General features: G+C 73.3%; 17 protein-coding genes. 8 read left to right on the forward strand and 9 right to left on the reverse strand.

Annotation, left to right across the window (positions count from 1 at the left end):
• Window positions 1-192: 192 nt before the first annotated feature.
• Window positions 193-1488 carry an XRE family transcriptional regulator gene (locus AC3CHW_RS16875; RefSeq protein ID WP_488466971.1) on the reverse strand — a complete coding sequence of 432 codons (1296 nt, stop codon included), beginning with the start codon at window positions 1486-1488 and terminating at the stop codon, window positions 193-195.
• Window positions 1489-1752: 264 nt separating this feature from the next.
• The gene (locus AC3CHW_RS16880; RefSeq protein ID WP_488466972.1) at window positions 1753-2949 is read right to left on the reverse strand and encodes a S1 family peptidase; all 1197 of its coding nucleotides are present in this window, start codon (window positions 2947-2949) and stop codon (window positions 1753-1755) included.
• Between the two features lie 670 nt (window positions 2950-3619).
• On the opposite strand from AC3CHW_RS16880, the gene AC3CHW_RS16885 reads away from it, so the two are divergent.
• On the forward strand, window positions 3620-4918 hold the full coding sequence (locus tag AC3CHW_RS16885; RefSeq protein WP_488466973.1) for a glycosyltransferase: 1299 nt from the start codon (window positions 3620-3622) through the stop codon (window positions 4916-4918).
• 55 nt (window positions 4919-4973) lie between these two features.
• Here the strand turns inward: AC3CHW_RS16885 and AC3CHW_RS16890 are convergent, their stop codons facing one another.
• From AC3CHW_RS16890 to AC3CHW_RS16900, 3 genes are all read right to left on the reverse strand, one after another.
• On the reverse strand, window positions 4974-5411 hold the full coding sequence (locus AC3CHW_RS16890; protein ID WP_488466974.1) for a hypothetical protein: 438 nt from the start codon (window positions 5409-5411) through the stop codon (window positions 4974-4976).
• A gap of 182 nt (window positions 5412-5593) precedes the next feature.
• Window positions 5594-6007: a peptidase inhibitor family I36 protein gene (locus AC3CHW_RS16895; protein WP_187059933.1), complete on the reverse strand. Its 414-nt coding sequence runs from the start codon at window positions 6005-6007 to the stop codon at window positions 5594-5596.
• Between the two features lie 453 nt (window positions 6008-6460).
• Entirely contained in the window at window positions 6461-8410 is a 1950-nt protein-coding gene (locus tag AC3CHW_RS16900; RefSeq protein ID WP_488466975.1) for an MFS transporter, read from the reverse strand.
• Between the two features lie 126 nt (window positions 8411-8536).
• Between AC3CHW_RS16900 and AC3CHW_RS16905 the strand changes: the two genes are divergently transcribed.
• Complete coding sequence (locus AC3CHW_RS16905; protein ID WP_488466976.1) at window positions 8537-9589, forward strand: Lrp/AsnC family transcriptional regulator; 1053 nt, start codon at window positions 8537-8539, stop codon at window positions 9587-9589.
• A gap of 302 nt (window positions 9590-9891) precedes the next feature.
• The gene (locus AC3CHW_RS16910) at window positions 9892-10344 is read left to right on the forward strand and encodes a phospholipase (protein ID WP_187060146.1); all 453 of its coding nucleotides are present in this window, start codon (window positions 9892-9894) and stop codon (window positions 10342-10344) included.
• A 157-nt stretch (window positions 10345-10501) separates the two neighbouring features.
• Here AC3CHW_RS16910 and AC3CHW_RS16915 read toward each other — a convergent pair whose 3' ends face one another.
• From AC3CHW_RS16915 to pheA, 3 genes are all read right to left on the reverse strand, one after another.
• Window positions 10502-11320 (reverse strand): HAD family hydrolase, encoded by an 819-nt coding sequence (locus AC3CHW_RS16915; protein ID WP_387599260.1) that lies wholly within the window; start codon window positions 11318-11320, stop codon window positions 10502-10504.
• On the reverse strand, window positions 11317-12594 hold the full coding sequence (serS, locus tag AC3CHW_RS16920) for a serine--tRNA ligase (protein ID WP_488466977.1): 1278 nt from the start codon (window positions 12592-12594) through the stop codon (window positions 11317-11319). The genes AC3CHW_RS16915 and serS overlap by 4 nt, the downstream gene beginning before the upstream one ends.
• A gap of 846 nt (window positions 12595-13440) precedes the next feature.
• Complete coding sequence (gene pheA / locus AC3CHW_RS16925) at window positions 13441-14376, reverse strand: prephenate dehydratase (protein WP_398612160.1); 936 nt, start codon at window positions 14374-14376, stop codon at window positions 13441-13443.
• A gap of 798 nt (window positions 14377-15174) precedes the next feature.
• On the opposite strand from pheA, the gene AC3CHW_RS16930 reads away from it, so the two are divergent.
• On the forward strand, window positions 15175-16062 hold the full coding sequence (locus AC3CHW_RS16930; RefSeq protein WP_488466978.1) for an SIS domain-containing protein: 888 nt from the start codon (window positions 15175-15177) through the stop codon (window positions 16060-16062).
• Between the two features lie 208 nt (window positions 16063-16270).
• Here AC3CHW_RS16930 and AC3CHW_RS16935 read toward each other — a convergent pair whose 3' ends face one another.
• The gene (locus AC3CHW_RS16935) at window positions 16271-17275 is read right to left on the reverse strand and encodes a helix-turn-helix transcriptional regulator (protein ID WP_488466979.1); all 1005 of its coding nucleotides are present in this window, start codon (window positions 17273-17275) and stop codon (window positions 16271-16273) included.
• A gap of 283 nt (window positions 17276-17558) precedes the next feature.
• Here AC3CHW_RS16935 and AC3CHW_RS16940 point away from each other — a divergent pair, with 283 nt between their 5' ends.
• From AC3CHW_RS16940 to AC3CHW_RS16955, 4 genes are all read left to right on the forward strand, one after another.
• Window positions 17559-17945, forward strand: coding sequence for a VOC family protein (locus tag AC3CHW_RS16940; RefSeq protein WP_459246547.1), 387 nt, complete (start codon window positions 17559-17561; stop codon window positions 17943-17945).
• 580 nt (window positions 17946-18525) lie between these two features.
• Window positions 18526-19308 carry a DeoR/GlpR family DNA-binding transcription regulator gene (locus AC3CHW_RS16945; RefSeq protein ID WP_176162819.1) on the forward strand — a complete coding sequence of 261 codons (783 nt, stop codon included), beginning with the start codon at window positions 18526-18528 and terminating at the stop codon, window positions 19306-19308.
• Between the two features lie 416 nt (window positions 19309-19724).
• Entirely contained in the window at window positions 19725-20621 is an 897-nt protein-coding gene (locus AC3CHW_RS16950) for an ABC transporter permease (RefSeq protein ID WP_232110316.1), read from the forward strand.
• A gap of 107 nt (window positions 20622-20728) precedes the next feature.
• Window positions 20729-21592 carry a carbohydrate ABC transporter permease gene (locus AC3CHW_RS16955; protein ID WP_176166239.1) on the forward strand — a complete coding sequence of 288 codons (864 nt, stop codon included), beginning with the start codon at window positions 20729-20731 and terminating at the stop codon, window positions 21590-21592.
• Window positions 21593-21619: the final 27 nt, after the last annotated feature.

Genomic DNA, 21619 nt, shown 5'->3' on the forward strand with positions numbered 1-21619 from the left:
AGGCCGACGCGTGGTGGGGCAGGAGGCGGCTGGCCCGAGGCCGGGCCGGGAGGGCCGGGCTCGCCGGGGTGCGTGGGCCGGGTCGCCAGGGCGCGGCCGGTGGTTGAGCGCGCGGCACGGCGTGGGCACGGCACACGCGACGTGTCAGTTCGCCGGTCAGCCCAGTGGTCAACCCAGCGTTCAGCCCAGTGGTCAGTCCGCGGGCCACTCCCAGGACATGCCGTGCACGCCGGCCGGGCAGCGGATCGGGAGCATGTGGGCCGAGTGGGAGACGTCGAGCGCGATACGGCGGCTGTTGCGCTTCTCGGCCCCTATCTGCTCGCGGTAGTAGCGGTGGCAGCCCGCCGGCAGGGCGTCGGGGTGGAAGTAGACGTGCAGCAGGTACTCGCGCAGGTGCACGCGGGTGCGCCGCTCGTGGTGGGTGGAGGGCACGTTGCTCGGGCCGAGGAGCACCTCGTAGTCGATCACCGCGGTCTCGTTGCGCGCCAACTCGCGGCCGAGCAGCACCTCGATGATGATGCAGCGCAGCTCGGGCAGGAAGCGTACGGAGCCCGGCTTGCCGCAGCGTACGACGACGTCGATCGACTCGGCGGAGGTGTCGTCGATGCAGTGCACGACCGTCAACCGGCTGGCCCCGTCGCGGGTCGCGCGCAGCACCTGGTGCACGGAGGTGCTGCGGATGCAGCGCCGCTCGTCCAGGCGCAGCGTCTCGCGGATGACGACGGAGCACAGGTCCTCGTTGAAGTGCGCGAACGCGGCGCCCAGGGCCTGCTCGACGGTGGAGTTCTCGCCGAAGACGCGCTGCGACGCGCTGAGGTCCTGGAGTTCGCAGACCGCGCGCCCGCGCGGCCGGTGCGGGCCGAGCAGCGAGCGCAGGGCGCCGGTGGGCAGCGCGAGGATGTCCTCCAGCGCGTCCACGGCGCGCAGTGACTGGGCCCGCTCCGGTTGGCTCCGGCCGCGCTGCCAGTAGCTGAGGGTGGCCAGGCTGATCCGGATGCCGCGGGCCTCTAGGCGTTCCCTGACCCGTTCCAGCGGGAGGCCGCGTTGACGTAGGGCCTCGCGGAAGACGGCGGCGAAGGAGGTCGCGGGGGTGACGTGTGTGGTGAGGGGGGCGGCGGTGCTGGGGGCGGCGTCCTCGGGACCCGCCAGCGGCGTCGCGTTGGCCCGTACCAGGGGTCTGGGCGGGGCCCCGGTCGCGGCGATCACCCGCGGCTTGGTGAAGGTGACCGCCCCGAGCGACGCGCCGCCCGACGCGGTGCGACTCGACGCGGTGCCACCCGGTGGGCCGCCGTCATGCGCGGTGCGGCTCGGCGCGGCGCTGTTCGGGTTGGCGCCGCTCGGTAGGGAGCCGCTCACCGCGGCGCCGTTCGGTGCGGAGCCGTTCGGGCGGGAGCGGGTGGGCCTGGCGGTACGGGCCGGTGAGGCGGTCGGCGCCGGGGCTCTGTGGCCCGGGCCGCCGGCCGGGTCGCCGTGGGGCATCTTGTCCATGACGTCTCCGGGGGGTCGCACGGTCTCGCGAGGGCGTGGCGCGCGTCGGTACGGAGCGGTGCGCGGTGGTGCCGGGGTACGGGAGTACCGGGGGCACCGACGGGGTGCGCGGTGGTGCCGGTGTGGCACGGGGTGCTGGGTGGGGGACGGGGGGTGGATGCGTGGTGACGGCGCGGGGGACCTCGCGATACCGATGCCAAACAGTGCGGGGGCCGCTCACCGTATCCGGCGAGCAGCCCCCGTGTCCCGTGAGGAAGGTGTGACCTAGCCGAGGTTGAGGCTCAGCCCGTAGTACGACAGGGCGTCGTCGAGGGGCTGGAAGTAGGACGAACCGGGCGAGTTGACGCTCCCGTTGCACTTCTGGTTGGTCGGGCCGCCGGAGGTCATGCCCTGGGCCTGGTTGCCCGATATGTACGCGCCGCCGCTGTCGCCGCCCTGGGTGCACACCGAGGAGCTGCCCAGACCGCGCACGACCGTGTCGGGGCCGCCGTTCTGGTCGACGTAGGTGACGGTGACGTTGTACGACTTGACCGCGCCGCAGGTCCACTTCGTGGTCTGGCCGGACTTGCACAGCGCGGCGCCGGACGCGGCGCGCTTGCTGCCCTTGACGGCGATGGTGCCCGCCGAGCCGTACGTGCCGACCTTGGTGGCGATCTGGTCGTCGGAGTCGACCCGGGCGATGCCCATGTCGACGCTGTTGGTGCCGATCGCGAACCGGGTCCGCTCACCCTTCGCGAAGTGCTGGTTGTCGTAGTACAGGTCGGGCAGGTCCTCGATGCAGTGGCCCGCGGTCACCAGGTACTGGCGGCCCGAGCTGTCCTTGGCGCCGTAGCCGACCGAGCACAGGTAGCCGTTGAACGTCATCCGGCTGCCCGGGTAGACGAGGGCCTGCGGGGCGAGCTGCTGCTTGCCCTCGACCACGCGGACGGCCTTGCCGAACGACTTGGCCTGCTTCAGGAACGCGCGGGCGCCGGCGCTCTTGTCGTCGGCCACCTCGACGACAACGGTGTCGGACGGGAGGTCGACGGACCAGGCGGCGATGCCGGACGGGGTCTGCCGCGCGGCCTGGGCGTCGAGCTTGGCCTTGATGGCGTTGAGCGCGGACTCGCCGCGCGCCGGGACGCGCGCCGTCAGGCCCGCGTCCTCGATCCGGTCGGCGGTCTTGGCGTCGGGTGCGTTCACGACCAGCGTGCCGGCCTTGTCGAAGAACGCGCCCTGCGTGGCGATCCGCTTCTTGCCGAGGCTGGCGAGGGTGTTCTGCTGCTCGGTCTGCGAGTCGAGCCGCTCGATCGCGGCGTCCTCGCTCACGCCGAGCGTGGTGGCCAGCGCCTTGACCATCTCCGGCTGGTACCGGGGCGTCATGGGGGCGGAGTCGTCCTTGGCCTGTGCGCCGGAGACCACGGTGACCGACAGCAGGGCGCCGACGGCGGCGGCGAGGACGTACGTGCGGGAACCTCTCACGCTCTTTCCTTCCGGTTGCAGCGCGAGCGGCCCAGGCAGGGGGATGAGCCCCGCGGAAGTGCGGGTCTCGGGAGGGGCGCTCGGCTGGCGGCGCGGGTGGGGACCGGTCGCCGCGTCCCGAACTTTCGCGCAACCGACACAGGGGGAACAAGGTTTCGTCACGCGCCTTTTTTCAACAGAGTTGCGTAACTCTGTGAAGGTGGGAGCCGCCGGCGGCACGCCGCCGCCCCGTTTCCGCGCCTCGCTCCCGGCCGCGTTTCACCCTCGCCCCGCCGTCCCGCACGCCCCCAACCCGTACGTCCCGTCCCGTACGCCGTCGACTCGTACGTCCCGACCCGTACGCCCTCGACTCGTACGCACCGTCCGTCCCGTACGCCGTGGAGCGCGGGAGCGGGAGCCGGAGCGGCAACGGGGCGGGTCGGCCGGGCGGCGTGCCGCCGGACGCCGCGGGGCGTCGGAGCGCGGAGCGGGGGCGGAAACCGGCGGAGGCGGAACGGAACGCCACGGCGACTGCGCGCGAAAAAGCGGAAGGCAAAAAAGCGGAAGGCAAGGAGTTCCTCCTCCTCGCCACTCTCAACGTATAGCGCGCCCGGGGGCTTGCGGCAAGCCCCCGGGCGTACCGCACAATCGGCGGCCGAGAGCCTGACCTGCGGAAACCGGGAGTCCCGAAGTGCGAGTGTTGTTGACGACGTGGGGATCGCGCGGCGATGTCGAGCCGCTGGCGGGGTTGGCGGTGGCGTTGCGCGAACTCGGGGTTGAGGCACGGGTGTGCGCGCCGCCGGACGAGGAGTTCGCGACGCTGCTGGCGCGCGTCGGCGTGCCGCTGGTGCCGCTCGGGCCGACGGTGCGTTCGGTGGTCGCCGGGCCGAAGCCCCCGACGACCGAGGACGCCTTCCGGCTCGCCCCGCAGTTGGTCGCCGCGCGGTTCGACACGCTCACGGCGGCGGCCCAGGACTGCGACGCGCTGCTGGCCACCGGGCTGATGCCGGCCGGCGCCCGGGACGTGGCGGAGAAGCTGGGCATCCGCTACGTGCTCGCCTGCTTCCACACCCTGGGTCTGCCGTCACGGCACGCCCGCCCCGGGGCGCGGCCGGGCACGCCGTCGGCGCGGGACGAGACCGACAACCGGGTGCTGTGGAAGGAGGACGCCCAGCGGGTGAACGCGCTCTACGGCGAGGCGCTCAACACGCACCGGGCGGCGATCGGCCTGCCACCCGTGGACAACGTCCGCGACCACGTCCTCACCGACCGGCCGTGGCTGGCCGCGGACGCGACGCTGTGCCCGTCGCGGGACCTGACCGACCTGGACGTCGTGCAGACCGGGGCGTGGCTGCTGCCCGACGACCGCCCGCTGCCGGCCGAGTTGGACACGTTCCTGGGCGCCGGCGAACCGCCGGTGTACGTGGGCTTCGGCAGCATGGCCAGCTACGCACCACGGGACGTCGCCCGGGTGGCCATCCAGGCGTGCCGCGCGCGGGGCCGCCGCGTCGTCCTCGCCCGTGGCTGGGCCGACCTGGCCCCGATCGACGACGGCGCCGACTGCCACGTCGTCGGCGAGGTCAACCAGCAGGCGCTGTTCCGCCGGGTGGCCGCCGTCGTGCACCACGGCGGCGCCGGCACCACGACGACCGCCGCCGTGGCCGGCGCGCCCCAGGTCGTGGTCCCGCAGATCGCGGACCAGCCGTACTGGGCCGCCCGGGTGGCCGAACTGGGCATCGGGGTAGCGCACGAGGGCCGGACGCCGACCGTTGACTCGCTGTCCGCCGCGCTCACCACGGCCCTGGGCCCCGACACCCGCGCCCGGGCGAGCGCCGTGGCCGGCACCGTCCGCACCGACGGGGCGACGGTGGCCGCCAGGCTGCTCATCGACGCGGTCGGCGCGGTCGACGCGGTCGACGCGGTCGGCACGGCTGACGCGGTCGGCCCGGTCGATGCGGTCGGCGAGGGGGGCCCGGCCGGCGCCGCGTGAGCCATGAGCCGTGAGCCGCTGCCCGCTGCCCGCGCCGGGCATCAGCCGTCAGTCGTCAGTCGTCAGCCGCCGTCAGCCGGTGGGACGCGTGCAGCGTCGCGGCGAGCGGGGCGAGCAGGGCGAGGGCGCCGAGCACGGCGAACTGGTGGCTGCCGGGCGCGGCCCGCATCGCCGGCACGCCGTACGCGAGGCCGCACAGCGCCGCGCTGACCGGTACGACCAGCGCGGGCACGGCCGGCCGAAGCAGGCTCGCCCCGAGGCGCTCCGGGTCCAGGCTGACGCCGAACACGCCGGCCAACGCCACGAAGACGAAGGCGAGCACGCCCTTGAGCGCCCACCAGAACACGTACCCGACGCAGCCGATGGCGGCCAGCCACAGCGGGACGCCGATGGCGATGGCGCCCGCGTCGCTGAGCGCGACCTCCGGCGCGGGCGCGGAGTACGGGGAGCGCGCGGGGTACGTCGGGGAGGCGGAGTGGGCGAGGTACGGCATGGGCCCACCCTGGCAGCGGCGGGCGGGGAGCCGGATGAGTACCGCTACTCAACCGGCCCGGCCCCCGCGCCGACCGCCCCGGCGCGTGGACGCCGTCCGCCTGCCCCGCGCCACGGGAACGGACGGTGGCTCCGCCCGCCGCCGAGGGCGCGGGCGGAGCCACCGCGAGGGGAGGACTCAGGTCAGCAACCGGCCCAGCTGTTGGAGTAGAGGGTCGGCAGGTTGCTGCCGATCTTCTTCCAGCCGGTGCCCTTGTTCAGCTTGTACCCCTTCGGCTTGAAGTTCGGCTTGGCGTACACGACCGCCTGCTTGCACTTCTTGCCGTTGTTGTAGGCCGACTTCGGCGCCTTGAAGGCGCCGCCGTACTTCCGCAGGTCGCGGTTCTTGTCCTGGACCTTCTTGACCTTGCCCTTGAAGTTGTACTTCGGGTAGACGCACAGGTAGCCCTTGGGACAGTCCTTCGGCGCCTTGAGCACGGTCGCGCTGGTCTCGCTGTGCTGGTCGGCGAAGGCCGCGGTGGCCGAGGGGGCGGCGACGAGGCCGCCCGAGACGGTCACCGCTGCCGTGAACAGCACGAGCCGTTTGCGTACGTTCATGGTTCGGAGTTCCTCCCGGTGAGGGGCGGCGCCGCAGCGGCCGTGCGGGCGGGGCGATCTGAGGTGTCGCCGTCGTCCCGCGAGCGGCCGTGCGGCGCGCGCCGCCTGTCCAACTCATGGTTCGGTACGGGGCTGACCGTCGGGCCGTGGCATCGGCCCAGGCCCAGCGGTGGCCGTCGCACCGAGCAGCAGTCTTGGGAGGCGTCCCGTTGTTGCGCAGCCCGCTCCCGGGGGCGCAACAAAAGGCGTTTTGTCCCAGGGCGTTCCGGTTGGTCGGCGCGTGCCGTGACGGAAGCGGGAGGCGTCCCGCTCGCCCCCAGTTCGGCGCGTGCCGGGCCGGGGGCGGACGGGCGGCCCGTTCCGGGTGCGAACTTCCGCCGCCCGGCCGCCCCCTACCGGATGCCAGCGGTTCTCCAGCACGACCCCACCAGGTCCCCAGCGGGCCGCCACCGATCAGGCGCCGGCCGGCGCCACCCCACCCGGCCCGGCGGCCCCGACCACGCCCCCGGCGGCCCCAGTGACCCCGACACCCCCAACATTTCCGGCAGCCCCAGCGCCCCCGGCGGCCCCAACACCCTCAGTGCCCCTGGCGGCCCCCGCGACCCGCGCGGTGCCCGCGACCCGCGCGGTGCCCGCGACCCGCGCGGTGCCCGCGACCCGCGCGGCCCCCGCGACCCGCGCGGTGCCCGCGACCCCGGCGCTCTGCGTCTCCCCGGCTCCCGGGGCGCCAGGTGCTCCCGGGGCTCCTGCGGTTCCCGGAGCCCGGCCCGTGGTGCCCGGCGCCGAGCCGGCCCCGTCGCGCTGGTCGCGCTGGCCGCGCTGGCCGCGCTCGCCGCGTACGACCGCGAAGACCAGCAGCGCGGCGGCCACCGCGACGACGCCGGAGATCAGGCACACCCGGTCGATGCCGGCCACGAACGCGTCGCCGGCCAGTCGTTCGACCGCGTGCCGCGCGGGCCCGGGCGGGGCGGCGGCGACGACGTCGGCGGCGTGGCCGCCGCTGATCGCCTCGGCCGCGTGGCCCGCCGCCTCGGGGTCCGGGGCGCCGGCGGCCGTCTCCGGCGCGGCCCCGGCCGCCGCGGCTCCGTCCGTGAAGACGGACCGCACGCGCGCGGCGAAGACCGTGCCGAGCACCGCGATGCCCAGCGCGTACCCGAACTGACGCGAGGTGTTGACCGCGCCGCTCGCCATCCCCGCCCGCTCGCCCGGCACCAGGCCGAGCGCCGCAGACACCAGCACCGGCGTGGCCAGGCCGACGCCGAGGCCGGCCACGGCGAGCCCGGGCGCCAGCGCGGCCCAGCCCGCGTCGCCGTCCACGAGCGCGGCGTTCAGCAGCGCCCCCGAGCCGACCAGCAGCAACCCGCCGCTCACCGGGACCCGGGGCGGCAGGTGGCTGAGCAGCTTGCCGCCGATCACGCCGACGACCAGGGCCGCCACCGCGAGCGGCGTCACCGCGAGCCCCGCCTCGATCGGGCTCATGCCGAGCACCGACTGCAGCCACATGGCGACGTAGGTGAGGTAGGGGAAGGCGGACGCCTGGAGCACCACCGCCGCCACCATCAGCGCCACGAACGCCGGGCTGCGCAGCAGTCCCAGGTCGAACATGGGCTGCTTCAACCGCCGCTCCACCAGCACGAAGCCGACCAGCGCCAGCCCGGCCGAGGCCAGCGAGAGCGTCGTCCCCGTGTCCCCCCAGCCCTCCTCGCCACCGCGGATCAGCCCGTACGTCAGGGCGCCGGCGAAGCCCGTGAAGAGCACCACGCCCGCCGCGTCCACGCGGCCCCCGGCGCGGCCGGTGGACTCGCCGACCGTGCGCAGCGTGAGCCAGCCGGCGAAGACCGTCAGCGGCAGGTTGACCAGGAAGATGGCCCGCCAGTCCAGGCCCTCGGTGAGCAGCCCGCCGAGCACCGGCCCCACGGCCGCGGCGGCGCCGCTCGTACCGCCCCACACGCCGAAGGCCACGCCGCGGTCCCGGCCCGTGTACGTCGCCATCAGCAGCGGCGTGTTGGTCGCGAACATCGCCGCCGCGCCCACGCCCTGGAGCGCGCGGGCCGCGATCAGCAGGCCCGGGTCCGGGGCCAGGCCGCAGGCCAGCGAGGACAGCGCGAAGACGGCGAGGCCGAGCAGGTAGAGCCGGCGGCGACCGAACAGGTCGGCCGCCGAGCCCGCCGCCATCAGCAGCGCGGCCAGCGCCAGGGCGTAGATGTCCATCACCCACTGGAGCGAGGTGAAGGAGGCGTCCAGATCCCGCGCGATCTCGGGCAGCGCGGTGTTCACGATCGTGACGTCCATGATCAGCATGAAGTTGCCCAGCGTGATGGCCACCAGGGGCCACCACTTGCCGCGCGCACCGACCTCGGTGCCGGCGCCCGCCCCGGCCCCCGGGCCCGCGTCCCTCGCCATGACGTTCTCTCTCTCGTTCGTGGTGTGCGCTCGTGTGCGAGCCGGCGCCCACCCTCCGGCCCGGAAGCCGCCCCGCCCTAGCCAGCGCCCCGCTGCGTGGCGATATCCGACACGGGCTAGCGTGGAATGGTGAAAACCGATGCGTTCGACGACGTGGATCGCCAGCTCGTACACGCCCTCCAGATCGACGGGCGGGCCCCCTTCGCCCGGATCGCCGCCGTGCTCGGCGTCTCGGACCAGACCGTGGCCCGCCGCTACACCCGGCTGCGCACCCGCGGCCTGGTGCGGGTGTTGGGGCTGACGGACACCACGGCGTTGGGCGAGGTCGAGTGGTCGCTGCGGGTGCAGTGCCGGCCCGACGCGGCCCTGTCGGTCGCCGAGGCGCTGGCCCGCCGCGCGGACACCTCCTGGGTGAGCCTGATGACCGGCGGCACGGAGATCGCCGTGGTCGTGCGCAGCCGCAGCGGGCAGGACGGCGACGAGCTGCTGCTGCGCGAACTGCCGCGCACGCCGCAGGTGGTGGGGGTGACGGCGCAGTGCCTGTTGCACCAGTTCTTCGGCGGGCAGCAGGGGCTGGTCAACAAGTCGGGCGCGCTCTCGGAGCGGCAGGTGGCGCTGTTGCGTACGGAGGAGGGCGGCGGCCCGCCGAGCCCGGGCGGGGGTCAGGCGGAGCCGGCGGCGGACCGGCCCGCGGAGGCGAGCGCTCCGGTGGTGCTCAGCGAGGCCGACGCGCGGCTGCTCGGCGTCCTGGAGATCGACGGGCGGGCCCCGCTCGCCGAACTCGCCGCGGCCACCAACTGGTCCCAGTCGACGGTGCGGCGCCGGCTGGCCGAACTCCGGCAGCAGGGCGTGCTGTTCTTCGACGTCGACTACGACATGCGGATGTTCGGGCTCGACACCCGCGCGGCCCTGTGGATGTCGGTGTCGCCGGCCGAGCTGCACGCGACCGGGGAGCGGATCGCCGAACACCCGGAGGTGGCCTGCTGCTTCGCGAGTACGGGGCAGCACAACCTGTTCGCCATGGTCAGTTGCACGGACGTCCCCGCCCTCTACCGCTACCTCACCACGAGCATCGCGGCCCTGCCCGCGATCCGACTGCTGGAGACCTCGCCGATGATCCGCCGCATCAAGGGCCCGGGGCCGGTGCTCGCGGGGGCGTCGCCGCGCAGGCGGCGTTAGCGCGCGCCGGGGCGAGCCGACTGGTCGCGTGCTGTTCATATGAACGTCCGTGCACGGCTCTTGTTGTTTGACAGGTACCTGCGGAACCCTGTTCCTCGCACGCGGGTCTACGCGCAGTGTCTACGCGCGCTGTCTATGCGCGTATACCCGTCGCACGCTCGCACGCGCTCGACCCGTACCTCGCGCATGCCGCGCACCCGGCACACCCCCCGTACGCCAGCGGCCCCACACCCCTCGCGTACGTCAGGCACGCGCACGCGCCGTACTCACCCGCCCCAGGCGTACTCAACGGAGGAACCCTCATGCGTCGGATGGTCGCCACCCTCTCCACCACCGCGGTCGCCGCGGTCAGCGCCGTCACCCTGGTCGCCTCGCCGGCCTCGGCCGCCCCCGCCGACAAGCCGCAGGTGCTCTCAAGCTGGACGCAGACCAGCGCGACCAGCTACAACGCGTGGAACTCCGCCCGCCAGAACCAGGGCGCGTGGGCTGCGTACGGCTTCGACTGGTCGACGGACTACTGCAGCAGCTCGCCCGACAACCCGTTCGGCTTCCCGTTCCAGAACTCCTGCGCGCGCCACGACTTCGGCTACCGCAACTACAAGAAGGCGGGCACGTTCAGCGCGAACAAGCCCCGCCTCGACAGCGCCTTCCACGAGGACCTGAAGCGCGTGTGCAACCGGTACAGCGGCGCCCAGAAGACGGCCTGCGACGGCACGGCGTGGACGTACTACCAGGCGGTCAAGCAGTTCGGCTAAGCGGCAGCGCCCCGTGCGGGCGGGCTGGCGACGCGCTCGCCGGCCCGCCCGCACCGGCCGTGCGCGCGCCGGGCCGACCGGTCGTCCGTACGCCCGTCCGACCAGGCGCGCCGGGCCACCCGCGCGCCCGGCCACCCCGCCGGACGGTGGCCGTCCGCTACGGGAACAGCTTCTCCAGCACCACCGCGATGCCGTCGTCGTCGTTGGACGCCGTGACCTCGTCGGCGACGGCCCGCAGCTCGGCGTGGGCGTTGGCCATGGCCACGCCGTGGCCGGCCCAGCCGAACATCGGCACGTCGTTGGGCATGTCACCGAAGGCGATCGTCCCCGCGGCCGTGACCCCGAGCCGGCGCGCGGCCAGCGAGAGGCCGGTCGCCTTGGTCAGGCCGAGCGGCAGGATCTCGACCATCCCGGGGCCGGCCATGACCACGCCCACCAGGTCGCCGGCCACGCCGCGCGCGGCGGCGGCCAACTCGTCGTCGGTCAGCGTCGGGTGCTGGAGGTAGAGCTTGTTGATCGGCGCTTCCCAGACCTCGTCCACGTGCTCGAAGACGGGGGACTCCAGCGTGCGGTCCTCGACCTGGTAACCGGGCCCGAACAGCACCCGCCCCTCCAGGCCGTCCCGGCCGGCGGCCAGGTACAGCGGGCCGACCTCCGACTCGATCTTGGCGAGCGCGAGGGCGGCGAGCCGGCGGTCCAGGGTCACCGAGGTCAGCAGCCGGTGCTCGCCCGCGTCGTAGACCTGCCCACCCTGGCCGCACACCGCGAGGCCCTGGTAGCCGAGGTCGTCCAGTATGTGCCGGGTCCAGCCCACGGCGCGGCCGGTGACCACGATGTGCAGGGCGCCCGCCGCCGTGGCGCGCTTCAGCGCCGCGCGGGTGCGCTCCGAGATCGTGTGGTCGGAGCGCAGCAGCGTGCCGTCGAGGTCGGTCGCTATGAGCTGGTACGGAAGGGGTGACGCGGGCGCGGCGCTCACGGGGCGACCGGCTCGAGCACCTCGCGCCCACCGAGGTAGGGGCGCAGCACCGGCGGGACGGCGACCGAGCCGTCCGGGCGCTGGTGGTTCTCGAAGATCGCGACGATGGTGCGGGGCACGGCGCACAGCGTGCCGTTCAGCGTGGCCAGCGGCCTCACGTGCTTGCCGTCGCGCATCCGCACCGCGAGGCGGCGGGCCTGGAACTCGTCGCAGTTCGACGCGGAGGTCAGCTCGCGGTACTTGCCCTGGGTCGGAATCCACGCCTCGCAGTCGTACTTACGCGAGGCCGAGGCGCCGAGGTCCCCGGTGGCCACGTCGATCACCTGGAACGGCAGCTCGAGCCCGGTCAGCCACTGCTTCTCCCAGTCGAGCAGCCGCTGGTGCTCGGCCTCGGCGTCGTCCGGCGCGACGTAGGAGAACATCTCGACCTTGTCGAACTGGTGCACCCGGAAGATCCCGCGGGTGTCCTTGCCGTACGTGCCGGCCTCGCGCCGGAAGCAGGGCGAGAAGCCCGCGTACCGCAGCGGCAGCTTGTCCGCGTCGAGGATCTCGTCCATGTGGTACGCGGCGAGCGGCACCTCGGACGTGCCGACCAGGTAGTAGTCGTCCTTCTCCAGGTGGTACACGTTCTCCGCGGCCTGGCCGAGGAAGCCGGTGCCCTCCATCGCGCGCGGCTTGACCAGCGCGGGGGTGAGCATCGGGGTGAAGCCGGCGGCGGTGGCCTGCGCGATGGCCGCGTTGACCAGGGCCAGCTCCAGGAGCGCGCCGACGCCGGTGAGGTAGTAGAAGCGCGAGCCGGAGACCTTCGCGCCGCGCTCGGTGTCGATGGCACCGAGGAGCTGGCCGATCTCCAGGTGGTCCCTGGGCTCGAAGCTCTCCGCCGCGAAGTCGCGCGGGGCGCCGACGGTCTCCAGGACGGTGAAGTCCTCCTCGCCGCCGACCGGGACGTCGGGGTGGACCAGGTTGCCGAGCTGGCGGAGGAGTCGCTGGGTCTCCTCGGCGGCCTCGTCCTGCGCGGCGTCGGCGGCCTTGACGGAGGCGGACAGCTCGCCGGCCTTCCGCAGCAGCTCGGCCTTCTCGTCGCCGGTGGCCTTGGGAATCAGCTTGCCGAGCTGCTTCTGCTCGGAGCGCAGTTCGTCGAAGCGGACGCTGGACGACCTGCGCCGCTCGTCGGCGGAGAGGAGCGCGTCGACGAGGCCGACGTCCTCTCCACGGGCACGCTGGGAGGCGCGCACACGGTCGGGGTCCTCACGGAGCAGGCGAAGGTCAATCACCCCTCCAGGTTACCGGTGCGTGCTCCGCTGGCTCGACGCGATATTCCTTTGCGGACGCCTTTGCCTAAATTTGCCCAACTTTGCTCCGGAAAGCGGAGTGGGTGGAGTTGTGGCGTTGATGTCGGTGGGGATCGCCCGGAAATGTGGTGGCCGGCTCGCCGGAAAACCGGCCGCGACCCGTCAAGAATACGGTGCGCATTCCCCCACAGGGGGGACGAAGTCGCGCCAGGCTGACTGATTTCCGCTGTGGAAAGGGGAGTTGGCGGGCCGGGTTGTCCACAGGTGGGCCGCCGTGGCGCACAACTTATCCACAGGCTGTGTGCACAATCTGTGGACTTCAAGGTCGGACATTTCGACCGCGTATTGCTGGGCCATGGATTCCCCGACCATCTCCATCTCACACCCACTATCGAGTGAGTTGGGTCCCTTCTTTGCGGGTGCGGAGCCGCCGATCGGGAAAGCGGGGGCGGTGTGAAGGGAGAAGCGAAGTCTGTCGGGCGCTGGGCGGTTTGCGGCTATTGTCGGCTAGGCCGGAATCTCCATGTCGACTTATTCACAGGCCGACCCCCACCTGTGGATAACTTTGCAACTGTGTGGATTGCCGTGCCTCGTACGGGTGAGCCGTGGGCCGTGCGCCCCGAGCCGTTCCCCCGGGCGTGCCCCGCTCCCCTTCGCCTCCCGCAACCCCTCTCCTCTCCCCGGACGCGGGGATGGCAGAGAGAGGAGGGCCGCCGGCGCGGCGCGCGACGATACGGCGACACGGCCGTACGGCGGTGCGCGAGGGAGAAGGGGAAGAGGGAGAAGGGGAAGAGGGAGGGGCCGGGGCAGGGGCCGGGGCCCGGGGGCTCAGGCGCGGCCGTCCTGGCAACGGGCCAGCCACTCGGCGGCCACCACGAAGTCCGCGTCCGAGGTGCCGTGCCGCAACTCGCCCACCTCGGAGGGGTCCACGCCGGCTCGCGGGTACGAGCCGAGGAAGCGCACCTTCGGGCAGATCCGCTTGAGGCCCATCAGTGCCTCGGCGACCCGGCGGTCGGTGATGTGGCCCTCGCAGTCCACGGAGAAGCAGTAGCGGCCGATGCCCTCGCCGGTGGGCCGGGACTCGATCCGCATCATGTTGACGCCGCGGGCCGCGTACTCCTGGAGCAGTTCGAGGAGCGCGCCCGGGTGGTCGTCGCCGAGCCAGATCACGACCGAGGTCTTGTCGGCGCCGGTGCGCGCCGCGGGCCGGGCCGGGCGGCCGACCAGGACGAACCGGGTCTGGGCGTTCTGCGCGTCGTGGATGTCGGAGACCAGCGGTTCGAGCCCGTACGTCGCTGCCGCGAACTCGCCCGCGAACGCCGCGTCGTACCGCCCCTCCTGCACCAGCCGCGCGCCGTCCGCGTTGGAGGCGGCCGACTCCCACACGGCGTGCGGCAGGTGCTTGGCGAGCCACTTGCGCACCTGCGGCTGGGCGACGGGGTGACCGGTGACCGTCTTGATGTCGGAGAGCTTCACGCCGGGGCGGACGAGGAGGGCGAAGGCGATGGGCAGCAGCACCTCGCGGTAGATCATCAGCGGCCCGCCGGTGGCGAGTTCGTCCAGGGTCGCGGTGACGCCGCCCTCCACCGAGTTCTCGATGGGCACCAGCGCCGCCGCGGCCTCGCCCGACCGCACGGCGTCCAGCGTGGCCGGCACGGACACCATCGGGATCAGCTCGCGCGTGGCCGCCTCCGGCAGCGTGCGCAGCGCGGCCTCGGTAAACGTGCCCTCCGGGCCGAGATACGTATAGCGGCTGGGCGACATCACCATGGGTCCTCGCGATCTGACGTCCGTCGGGCGCGCGCCGCGACGCGGCGACGGCGCGCGGGGCCGGTGCCCCGCACCCGGCAACCCCCACGCACCCGCCGAGGCGGTGCGCGGGCCGCGCGGCATGCTGCCCGTGGATCTGGTGGGAAGTCGCCACGATACCGGTGCGCGGCAGGCCCCCCGTGGCACGCCGCCGTCGGGGTCGGTGGCCGTCGGGGTCGGCGGTCGGGGTCGGCCGCCGACCCGGGGCGCCGCCGGCGGATCTCCGGCGGCTGCCGGCCGGCGCCGCCTCGTACGCCGGGGCGCGCACCCCGAGGCCCGTCCCCGCGCCTCACCGCGCGCCACTCACCGACGAACTGACGCCCCCTCACCTCCCCCGAGCCGCTCTCCCTCCCGCTCGGCTGGCCGATGGCCGCCCGACGGTGACCGCACACAGCACCCTCCATCCGCCCTCCCCTCAACACCCGCCCGGCGCGCGGCACATGGGGTGGCGGTGAAGGCCCGGCCGGGGTGAGGGTGGCTGCGTAGGGTCGGTGTGGCGCCTCGGTGGCGTGAGCACCCTGAGCGGTGCGCGCGGGCGCGCGCCGGTCGGCGCGGTGCTGGCGCGGTCGGCGGGCCGGCGCTCGGGTCGGGGGCGGGCCGAGGGCGGTGCGCCGTTCCGTACGTCGCGGGCGGCGTGGGCGGCGTGAGAGAGGTCCGGAAAGAGGTCCGGAAGTGGATGACGAATGCTTGAACATGCTTGAAACTGTCACTTAGACTGCATCAATAAACATCCCCTCTCGCTTCGGAGTAGCCGTGACGCATGTCGAGAAGGAACTGACCAGTCAGCCCGCGTGCTGGAGTCGCGCGGCCGAGCTGGCCGAGGCGCAGCGGGACGCGTTCCCCGAGCGCGGGGCGCGGGTGGCCGTCGTGGGCTGCGGCACCTCGTACTTCATGGCCCAGGCGTACGCCGCGCTGCGGGAGGGCTCGGGCCAGGGCGAGACGGACGCGTTCGCCGCCTCCGAGTTCCCGCCCAACCGCCGCTACGACCGCGTCGTCGCGTTGAGCCGCTCCGGCACCACCACCGAGGTGCTCGACCTGCTGGCCCGGGTGCGCGGGGGCGGGGGGCGGACGCTCGCGATCACCGCGGACCCGAGCACGCCGGTGATGACGGCGGCCGACCGGGTCGTCGTGCTCGACTTCGCCGACGAGCGCTCGGTCGTGCAGACCCGGTTCGCCACCAGCGCGCTCACGCTGCTGCGCGCGAGCCTCGGGCTGCACACCGAGGCCGCCGTGCGGGACGCGGAGACCGCGCTGAGCGAGCCGCTGCCAGACGGCCTCGTGGACGCCAACCAGTTCTCCTTCCTGGGCCAGGGCTGGACGGTCGGGCTCGCCAACGAGGGCGCGCTCAAGATGCGCGAGGCGGCCCTGGCCTGGACGGAGTCGTACCCGGCGATGGAGTACCGGCACGGCCCGATCAGCATCAGCACCACCGGCACCGCGACCTGGATGCTCGGCGCGGCACCGGACGGGCTGGCCGCCCAGGTGCGCGAGACCGGCGCGCTGTGGGTGGCCGGCGGGCTCGACCCGCTGGCGGAACTCGTACGGGTGCAGCGGCTCGCGCTGGCCATCGCCGACCGCCGCGGCCTGGACCCGGACAACCCGCGTCACCTGACCCGTTCGGTCATCCTCGCCGACGGCTGACCAGGCCCCGCGAGAACCTCCCGATCAGCCCCGCTCTCGACGGGACCCCTCCGCGGAGGGCGAGGGCGGGGCCAGTTCCGCGCGCCGGCCGACAGGGGGCCGGACGCGCGGGACGAGGCCCGGGCCGGCCCGCCCGCTCGCGGGCGGGCCCGGGTTGACGCCCCCGCGCACGCGCCGGCGCCGCCCGTACGCACCCCACCGCGCGCCCCTATTCCGGCCCGACCTCGTCCGCGTTGTCGGTGTTGCCGGCGTCGTCGGTGTCATCCGCGTTGGCGGCCAGAAGTTCGCGCGCGCGGCGCACCAGGGCCTGTCGTACGGAGTCGGGGGAGAGCACGCGCAGCGGGGTGGCCAGGCCGATGAGGTAGCGGGCGAGGCCGTCCGCGTCGGGGCCGCCGACGTCCACGACCGTGGCGTCGGGGCCATCGGAGCGGTGCGCGCCGACGGTCGCCGGTATCAGCCGTAGCGCCTCGTCCTGGGGCAGCGGCAGCCGGATCGTCACGGTGAGCGGGTAGGGGCGGCACGCGATGGAGCGGGAGACGAGCCGCGCCGGGTCGGGCGGGTCGGTCAGCTCCACCGGCCGCCCGCTGGGGTGCAGGCGGTCGACCCGGTCGGCGCGGAAGGTCCGCCACTGGTCCCGGGCCACGTCGCGGGCGACGAAGTACCAGCGGCGACCGGTGTGCACGAGGCGGTACGGATCGACCTCGCGGACCGTGGCCTTGCCGTTCCGGTCGCGGTAGGCCAGGCGGGCGCGTTCGCCCCGGTGGCACGCGGCGGCCAGCTCGCGCAGCATGTCGGCCGCGATCTGCGGTTCGTTGGGGCGGGGGATGTGCACGAGGGCGGAGTCCATCGCCGCCAGTCGGTCCGCCACCCGGCGCGGCAGCACCTGCCCGAGCTTGAGTAGCGCCGACAGGGCCGCCTGGTCGCCGCCGAGCGAGCCGCCCAGCGCGGCCCCGCGCAGCCCGACCGCCACCGCGATGGCCTCCTCGTCGTCGAGGACCAGCGGCGGCGTCCGGGAGCCCGGGCGGAGGCGGTAGCCGCCCCAGGGGCCGGGGTCGGACTCGACGGCGTAACCGAGTTCCCGCAGCTTGGTGATGTCGCGCCGCACCGTGCGGTCGGTGACCGCCATGCGTGCGGCCAGCTCACCGCAGGTCCACGAGGGGCGGGCGGCCAACAGGGCGACCAGGCGCAGCAGGCGGGCGGAGGCAGCGGTCACCCGGCGCAGTTTTCCACGCGCCGGGCCACCTCGGACCGCCACCCCCGGGCCACCTCGGACCGCCGCCCCGGGCCACCGAGCCGTGCCCATGGACCTTCCCCGGCGCCGCCCCGGGGCGCCGAGTCGCGCCTCCTGAACCTTCCCCCGCGCCGCCCCAACTCGCTGGTCAGCGGCCGGCCAGCCGCGCCGGGTCCGGCCGCTGACCAGCGGGTTGGCCGGGCCCGGCACATCCGGTCGATGACCCGGACCGGAACTGTCCGGGTCACGGCCTAGCGTCTGGGCCATGTCTACGGAAACCACCTCCGCGCCCGCCTTCCGCTATGCCGCCGTCACCTTCGACTGCCCCGACCCCGCCGTCCTGGCCCGCTTCTACGGCGAGGTGCTCGGCCTGCCCGTGGCCTTCTCGTCCGACGACTTCGTGATGTTGGGCGAGCAGGGCGCGCCCGGCCTCGGGTTCAACCGGCTCGCCGACTACCGCCGGCCGACCTGGCCGGACCCGGCCCAGGAGAAGCAGGCGCACATCGACTTCGGCGTGGACGACCTGGAGGCCGCCGAGGCCCGGCTCCTCGCCCTCGGGGCCACCAAGGCGGAGTTCCAGCCGGAGCCCGACCGCTGGCGGGTGCTGCTCGACCCCGCTGGCCACCCCTTCTGCGTCTCGACCCTGACCTGACCTGGCGGGTTGCCCGCTTCCCCCCTGCCACGGCCCGGCCGTCCGCCCCTCCGGCGGGCGGCCGGGCCGTTCGCGTGCGACGGATCGGTGCGGGCCGGGCCTCTCGTGCTCGGTGGGGTCAGTGTCGCGGGCGGAGTGGTGGCGCGCGATCATGCCTGGAGCGGGTGACCCCGCCGCACGGCTGTGCGCTCTTGGATGTTTTTGTTTGGATTGATAAGCCAAGATTCATGAGTGAGCAGTCATGTGGGTGCGTATGCCACCCTGCTCCGCGGCGGGGCACAGTAGGCGCGGGGCCGTCGCGCGCGGTCCCGCCGTGCGTGGGGTGGCCGCGTACGGCCGCATGAGGCCGCGTACGGCGTGGTACGCGGCGCACGACGTGGCGCGGCCCCGGCCGTCCGCGGCGTGGCCCGTCCGGCACCGCGGTGACCAGCGGGAACCCGTACGGGCGCGGCGGTGCTACGCGCGGAGCCCAGCGATATTCAGGACACATGGCAGTACGACAACGACGACGACCCGCAAGGCCCCGCGCCAGCGGAAGGCCCGCGCCGCCAGCTCGCGGTCGCGACGTGGTGGAGGTGTAGTGAACCGGTACGAACGACACAACATGCTGCTGGGACTGCTCGCTGAGCGGCGGCAGTTGGAGGTGGACAGCGTCGCGGCCGAGCTGGACGTGTCGGCGGCGACGATCCGCCGGGACCTCGACCATCTCGCCGAACAGCGGCTGCTCACCCGGACCAGAGGCGGCGCGGTGGCGCACACCGTCGCGTACGACCTGCCGCTGCGCTACAAGGCCATGCGGCACGGCGAGGAGAAGGAGCGGATCGGGCGGGCCGCCGCCGGCCTGGTCAGCCGGGGGATGGTGGTGGGCCTCAACGGCGGCACGACCACCACCGAGGTGGCCCGCGCCATCGCCACCAGGACGGACGGGCCGGACAAGGCCGACGAGCCGGTGGTGACGATCGTGACCAACGCGCTGAACATCGCCAACGAACTGGCCGTGCGCCCGCACGTGAAGATCGTGGCCACCGGCGGGGTGGCGATGCCGCAGTCCTACGAGCTGATCGGGCCGCTCGCCGGGCACATCCTGCGCGAGATCAGCCTGGACATCGCGTTCATCGGCGTGGGTGCCCTGCACCCGGAACTTGGCGCCAGTGCGCACGACGAGGGCGAAGCGAGCATCAATGCGCTACTCGCCGGGCAGGCCCGCAAGCTCGTGGTGGTGGCGGACAGCTCCAAGCTGGGCGAGCAGGCGTTCGCCCGGATCTGTGCGGTGAGCGCCATTGACGTGCTGGTCACGGACTCGAACGCGCCCGAGCAGGCCAAGCGGTTCGAGGAGCGCGGGGTGACCGTCATCCAGGCGTGAGGCCCGCCCGGAGAGGCGCCGCCTCTCCCGGCAGGGCCCGGGCACGCGCAGGTCACGCACCATGGAGTGTGATTCTGCGCGTTTGCAGATCTTTATGAACACCTCTTGTCACCTTCGAGCAGTGGCGTGCAAGATGAAGCCGCCTCGTGGTGAACGTCGCCGCGTGCGGCTTCCCGCCGCGCGCCCCGGCGTGCTCCCACCACGAGGACTCGGCAGTCACCTCACCTCGCACGGCGGTCTCCGCGCGTCCCGGGCGGGCTGCCCCGCATCCGCTCTCGCTCTCACTGCCGGAGGTGAATGTGACGGCTTCCGTTTCCTCGTCTGCCCGTCCGGGCACGTCGCAGCACGAAGCCCCGCCCTCTGCGGCCCCCAGCCCGAAGGGAAAGCGAGCTCAGCGCAAGCTCGGTCGCGTTCCGCTGCGCCACCGACTGCGGCGCGACTGGGTGCTGTTGGCGCTGTGCCTGCCCGGCGTGGCGTACTTCGGGGCGTTCTTCTACCTGCCGCTGCTCGGCAACGTCATCGCCTTCCAGGACTACCAGCCGTTCCTGGGCTTCAAGCACAGCCCGTACGTCGGCCTGCAGAACTTCAGCGCGCTCGTCGAGCAGCCGGAGTTCTGGACGGCGGTGTACAACACGCTGGAGATCACCGCGCTCCAACTGCTGCTGTACTTCCCCGCGCCGATCGCGCTGGCCCTGCTGCTGAACTCGCTGGTCGGTGAGACGCTGCGGCGCTTCGTGCAGACCGTGGTCTACCTGCCGCACTTCCTGTCCTGGGTCGTGGTGGTGGCGATGTTCAAGCAGGTGCTCGGCGGCACCGGCACCGTGAGCAGCTTCCTCAACGACCACGGAGTCGGCGTCGGCAACATCATGACCAACCCCGACACCTTCAAGCTGCTCGTCACCTCCCAGATGATCTGGAAGGACTGCGGCTGGGGCGCGATCATCTTCCTCGCCGCGATGGCCTCCATCGACACCGCGCAGTACGAGTCGGCGGCGATGGACGGCGCGGGGCCCTGGCGGCGGATGTGGCACGTGACGCTGCCGGGCATCCGGCCGGTGATCATCATGCTGCTGATCCTGCGCCTGGGCGACATCCTCAACGTCGGCTTCGAGCAGATGCTGCTCCAGCGCGAGGCGGTGGGCGCCGAGGCGTCCGAAGTCCTCGACACCTACGTCTACTTCCACGGCGTCGTGGACGGCGACTGGGGCATGAGCACGGCCGCCGGACTGATGAAGGGCGTGATCGGCCTGGTGCTGATCCTCGCCGCGAACAAGCTGGCCCACCGCTTCGGCGAGCAGGGAGTGTACAAGTGACCACCTCGCTGCTGTCCCCGCGCAAGTCGCCCGCCCCAGGCCCATCGGGCGGCCCCGGCGGCCCCCGCTTCCGGCGCCGCCGGGCCCGCCCCGAGCGCCCGCCGTGGATGGAGCGGCCCAGTTGGTACGGGCAGGGCGCCAAGGCCATCGTCCTGGTCCTGATCGTGGTGGCCGTCGGCTACCCGTTCCTGCTCGCGCTCGGCACCAGCCTGGCGGGCCAGGAGGAGCTGGACGCCAACGGCGGCTACGTGCTGATCCCGGAGCACCCGACGTTCGAGGCGTACAACGTGCTGCTCCAGGGCGGCGTGGTGACCCGGGCGGCGATGGTCAGCGTCGTGGTCACGGGCGTCGGCACGGTGCTGAGCGTCCTGTGCACGATCGCCCTCGCCTACGGCCTGTCCCGCCCCGGCATGGTGGGCGGCAAGCCGATCCTGCTGCTGGTGCTCGGCACGTTCCTGTTCACGCCCGGCATCATCCCCACCTATCTGGTGGTGCAGGAGTTCGGCATGCTGGACAGTTACGCCTCGCTGGTCCTGCCGGTCCTGTTGAACGTCTTCAACGTCATCGTGGTGCGGGCCTTCTTCCAGGGAATTCCGACCGAGTTGTACGAGGCGGCGCGGCTCGACGGCGCCGGCGAGCTGACCATCCTGTGCCGGGTCGTGCTGCCGCTGTCCAAGGCGGTCATCGCGGTCGTCGGCCTGTTCTACGGGGTCAGCTACTGGAACAGCTTCTTCAACGCGCTGCTGTTCCTCAACGACTCCGGGAAATACCCGCTCCAGGTCGTCCTGCGCTCCTATGTCGTACAGGGCGAGAGCATCAACGCCAAGGCGATGGGCGTCAGTCAGCTCCCGCCGTCCATCTCGCTCCAGATGGCCGTGCTCATCCTCGCGCTCATTCCGATTCTGTGCGTGTACCCCTTCCTCCAGAAGTACTTCGCGAAGGGCGTGCTCACCGGCGCCATCAAGGGCTGAAAGGCCCGTCGTCTGTCACCCCCGCAC

This window comes from Streptomyces sp. MGP-BFMKR1 (assembly GCF_057766585.1).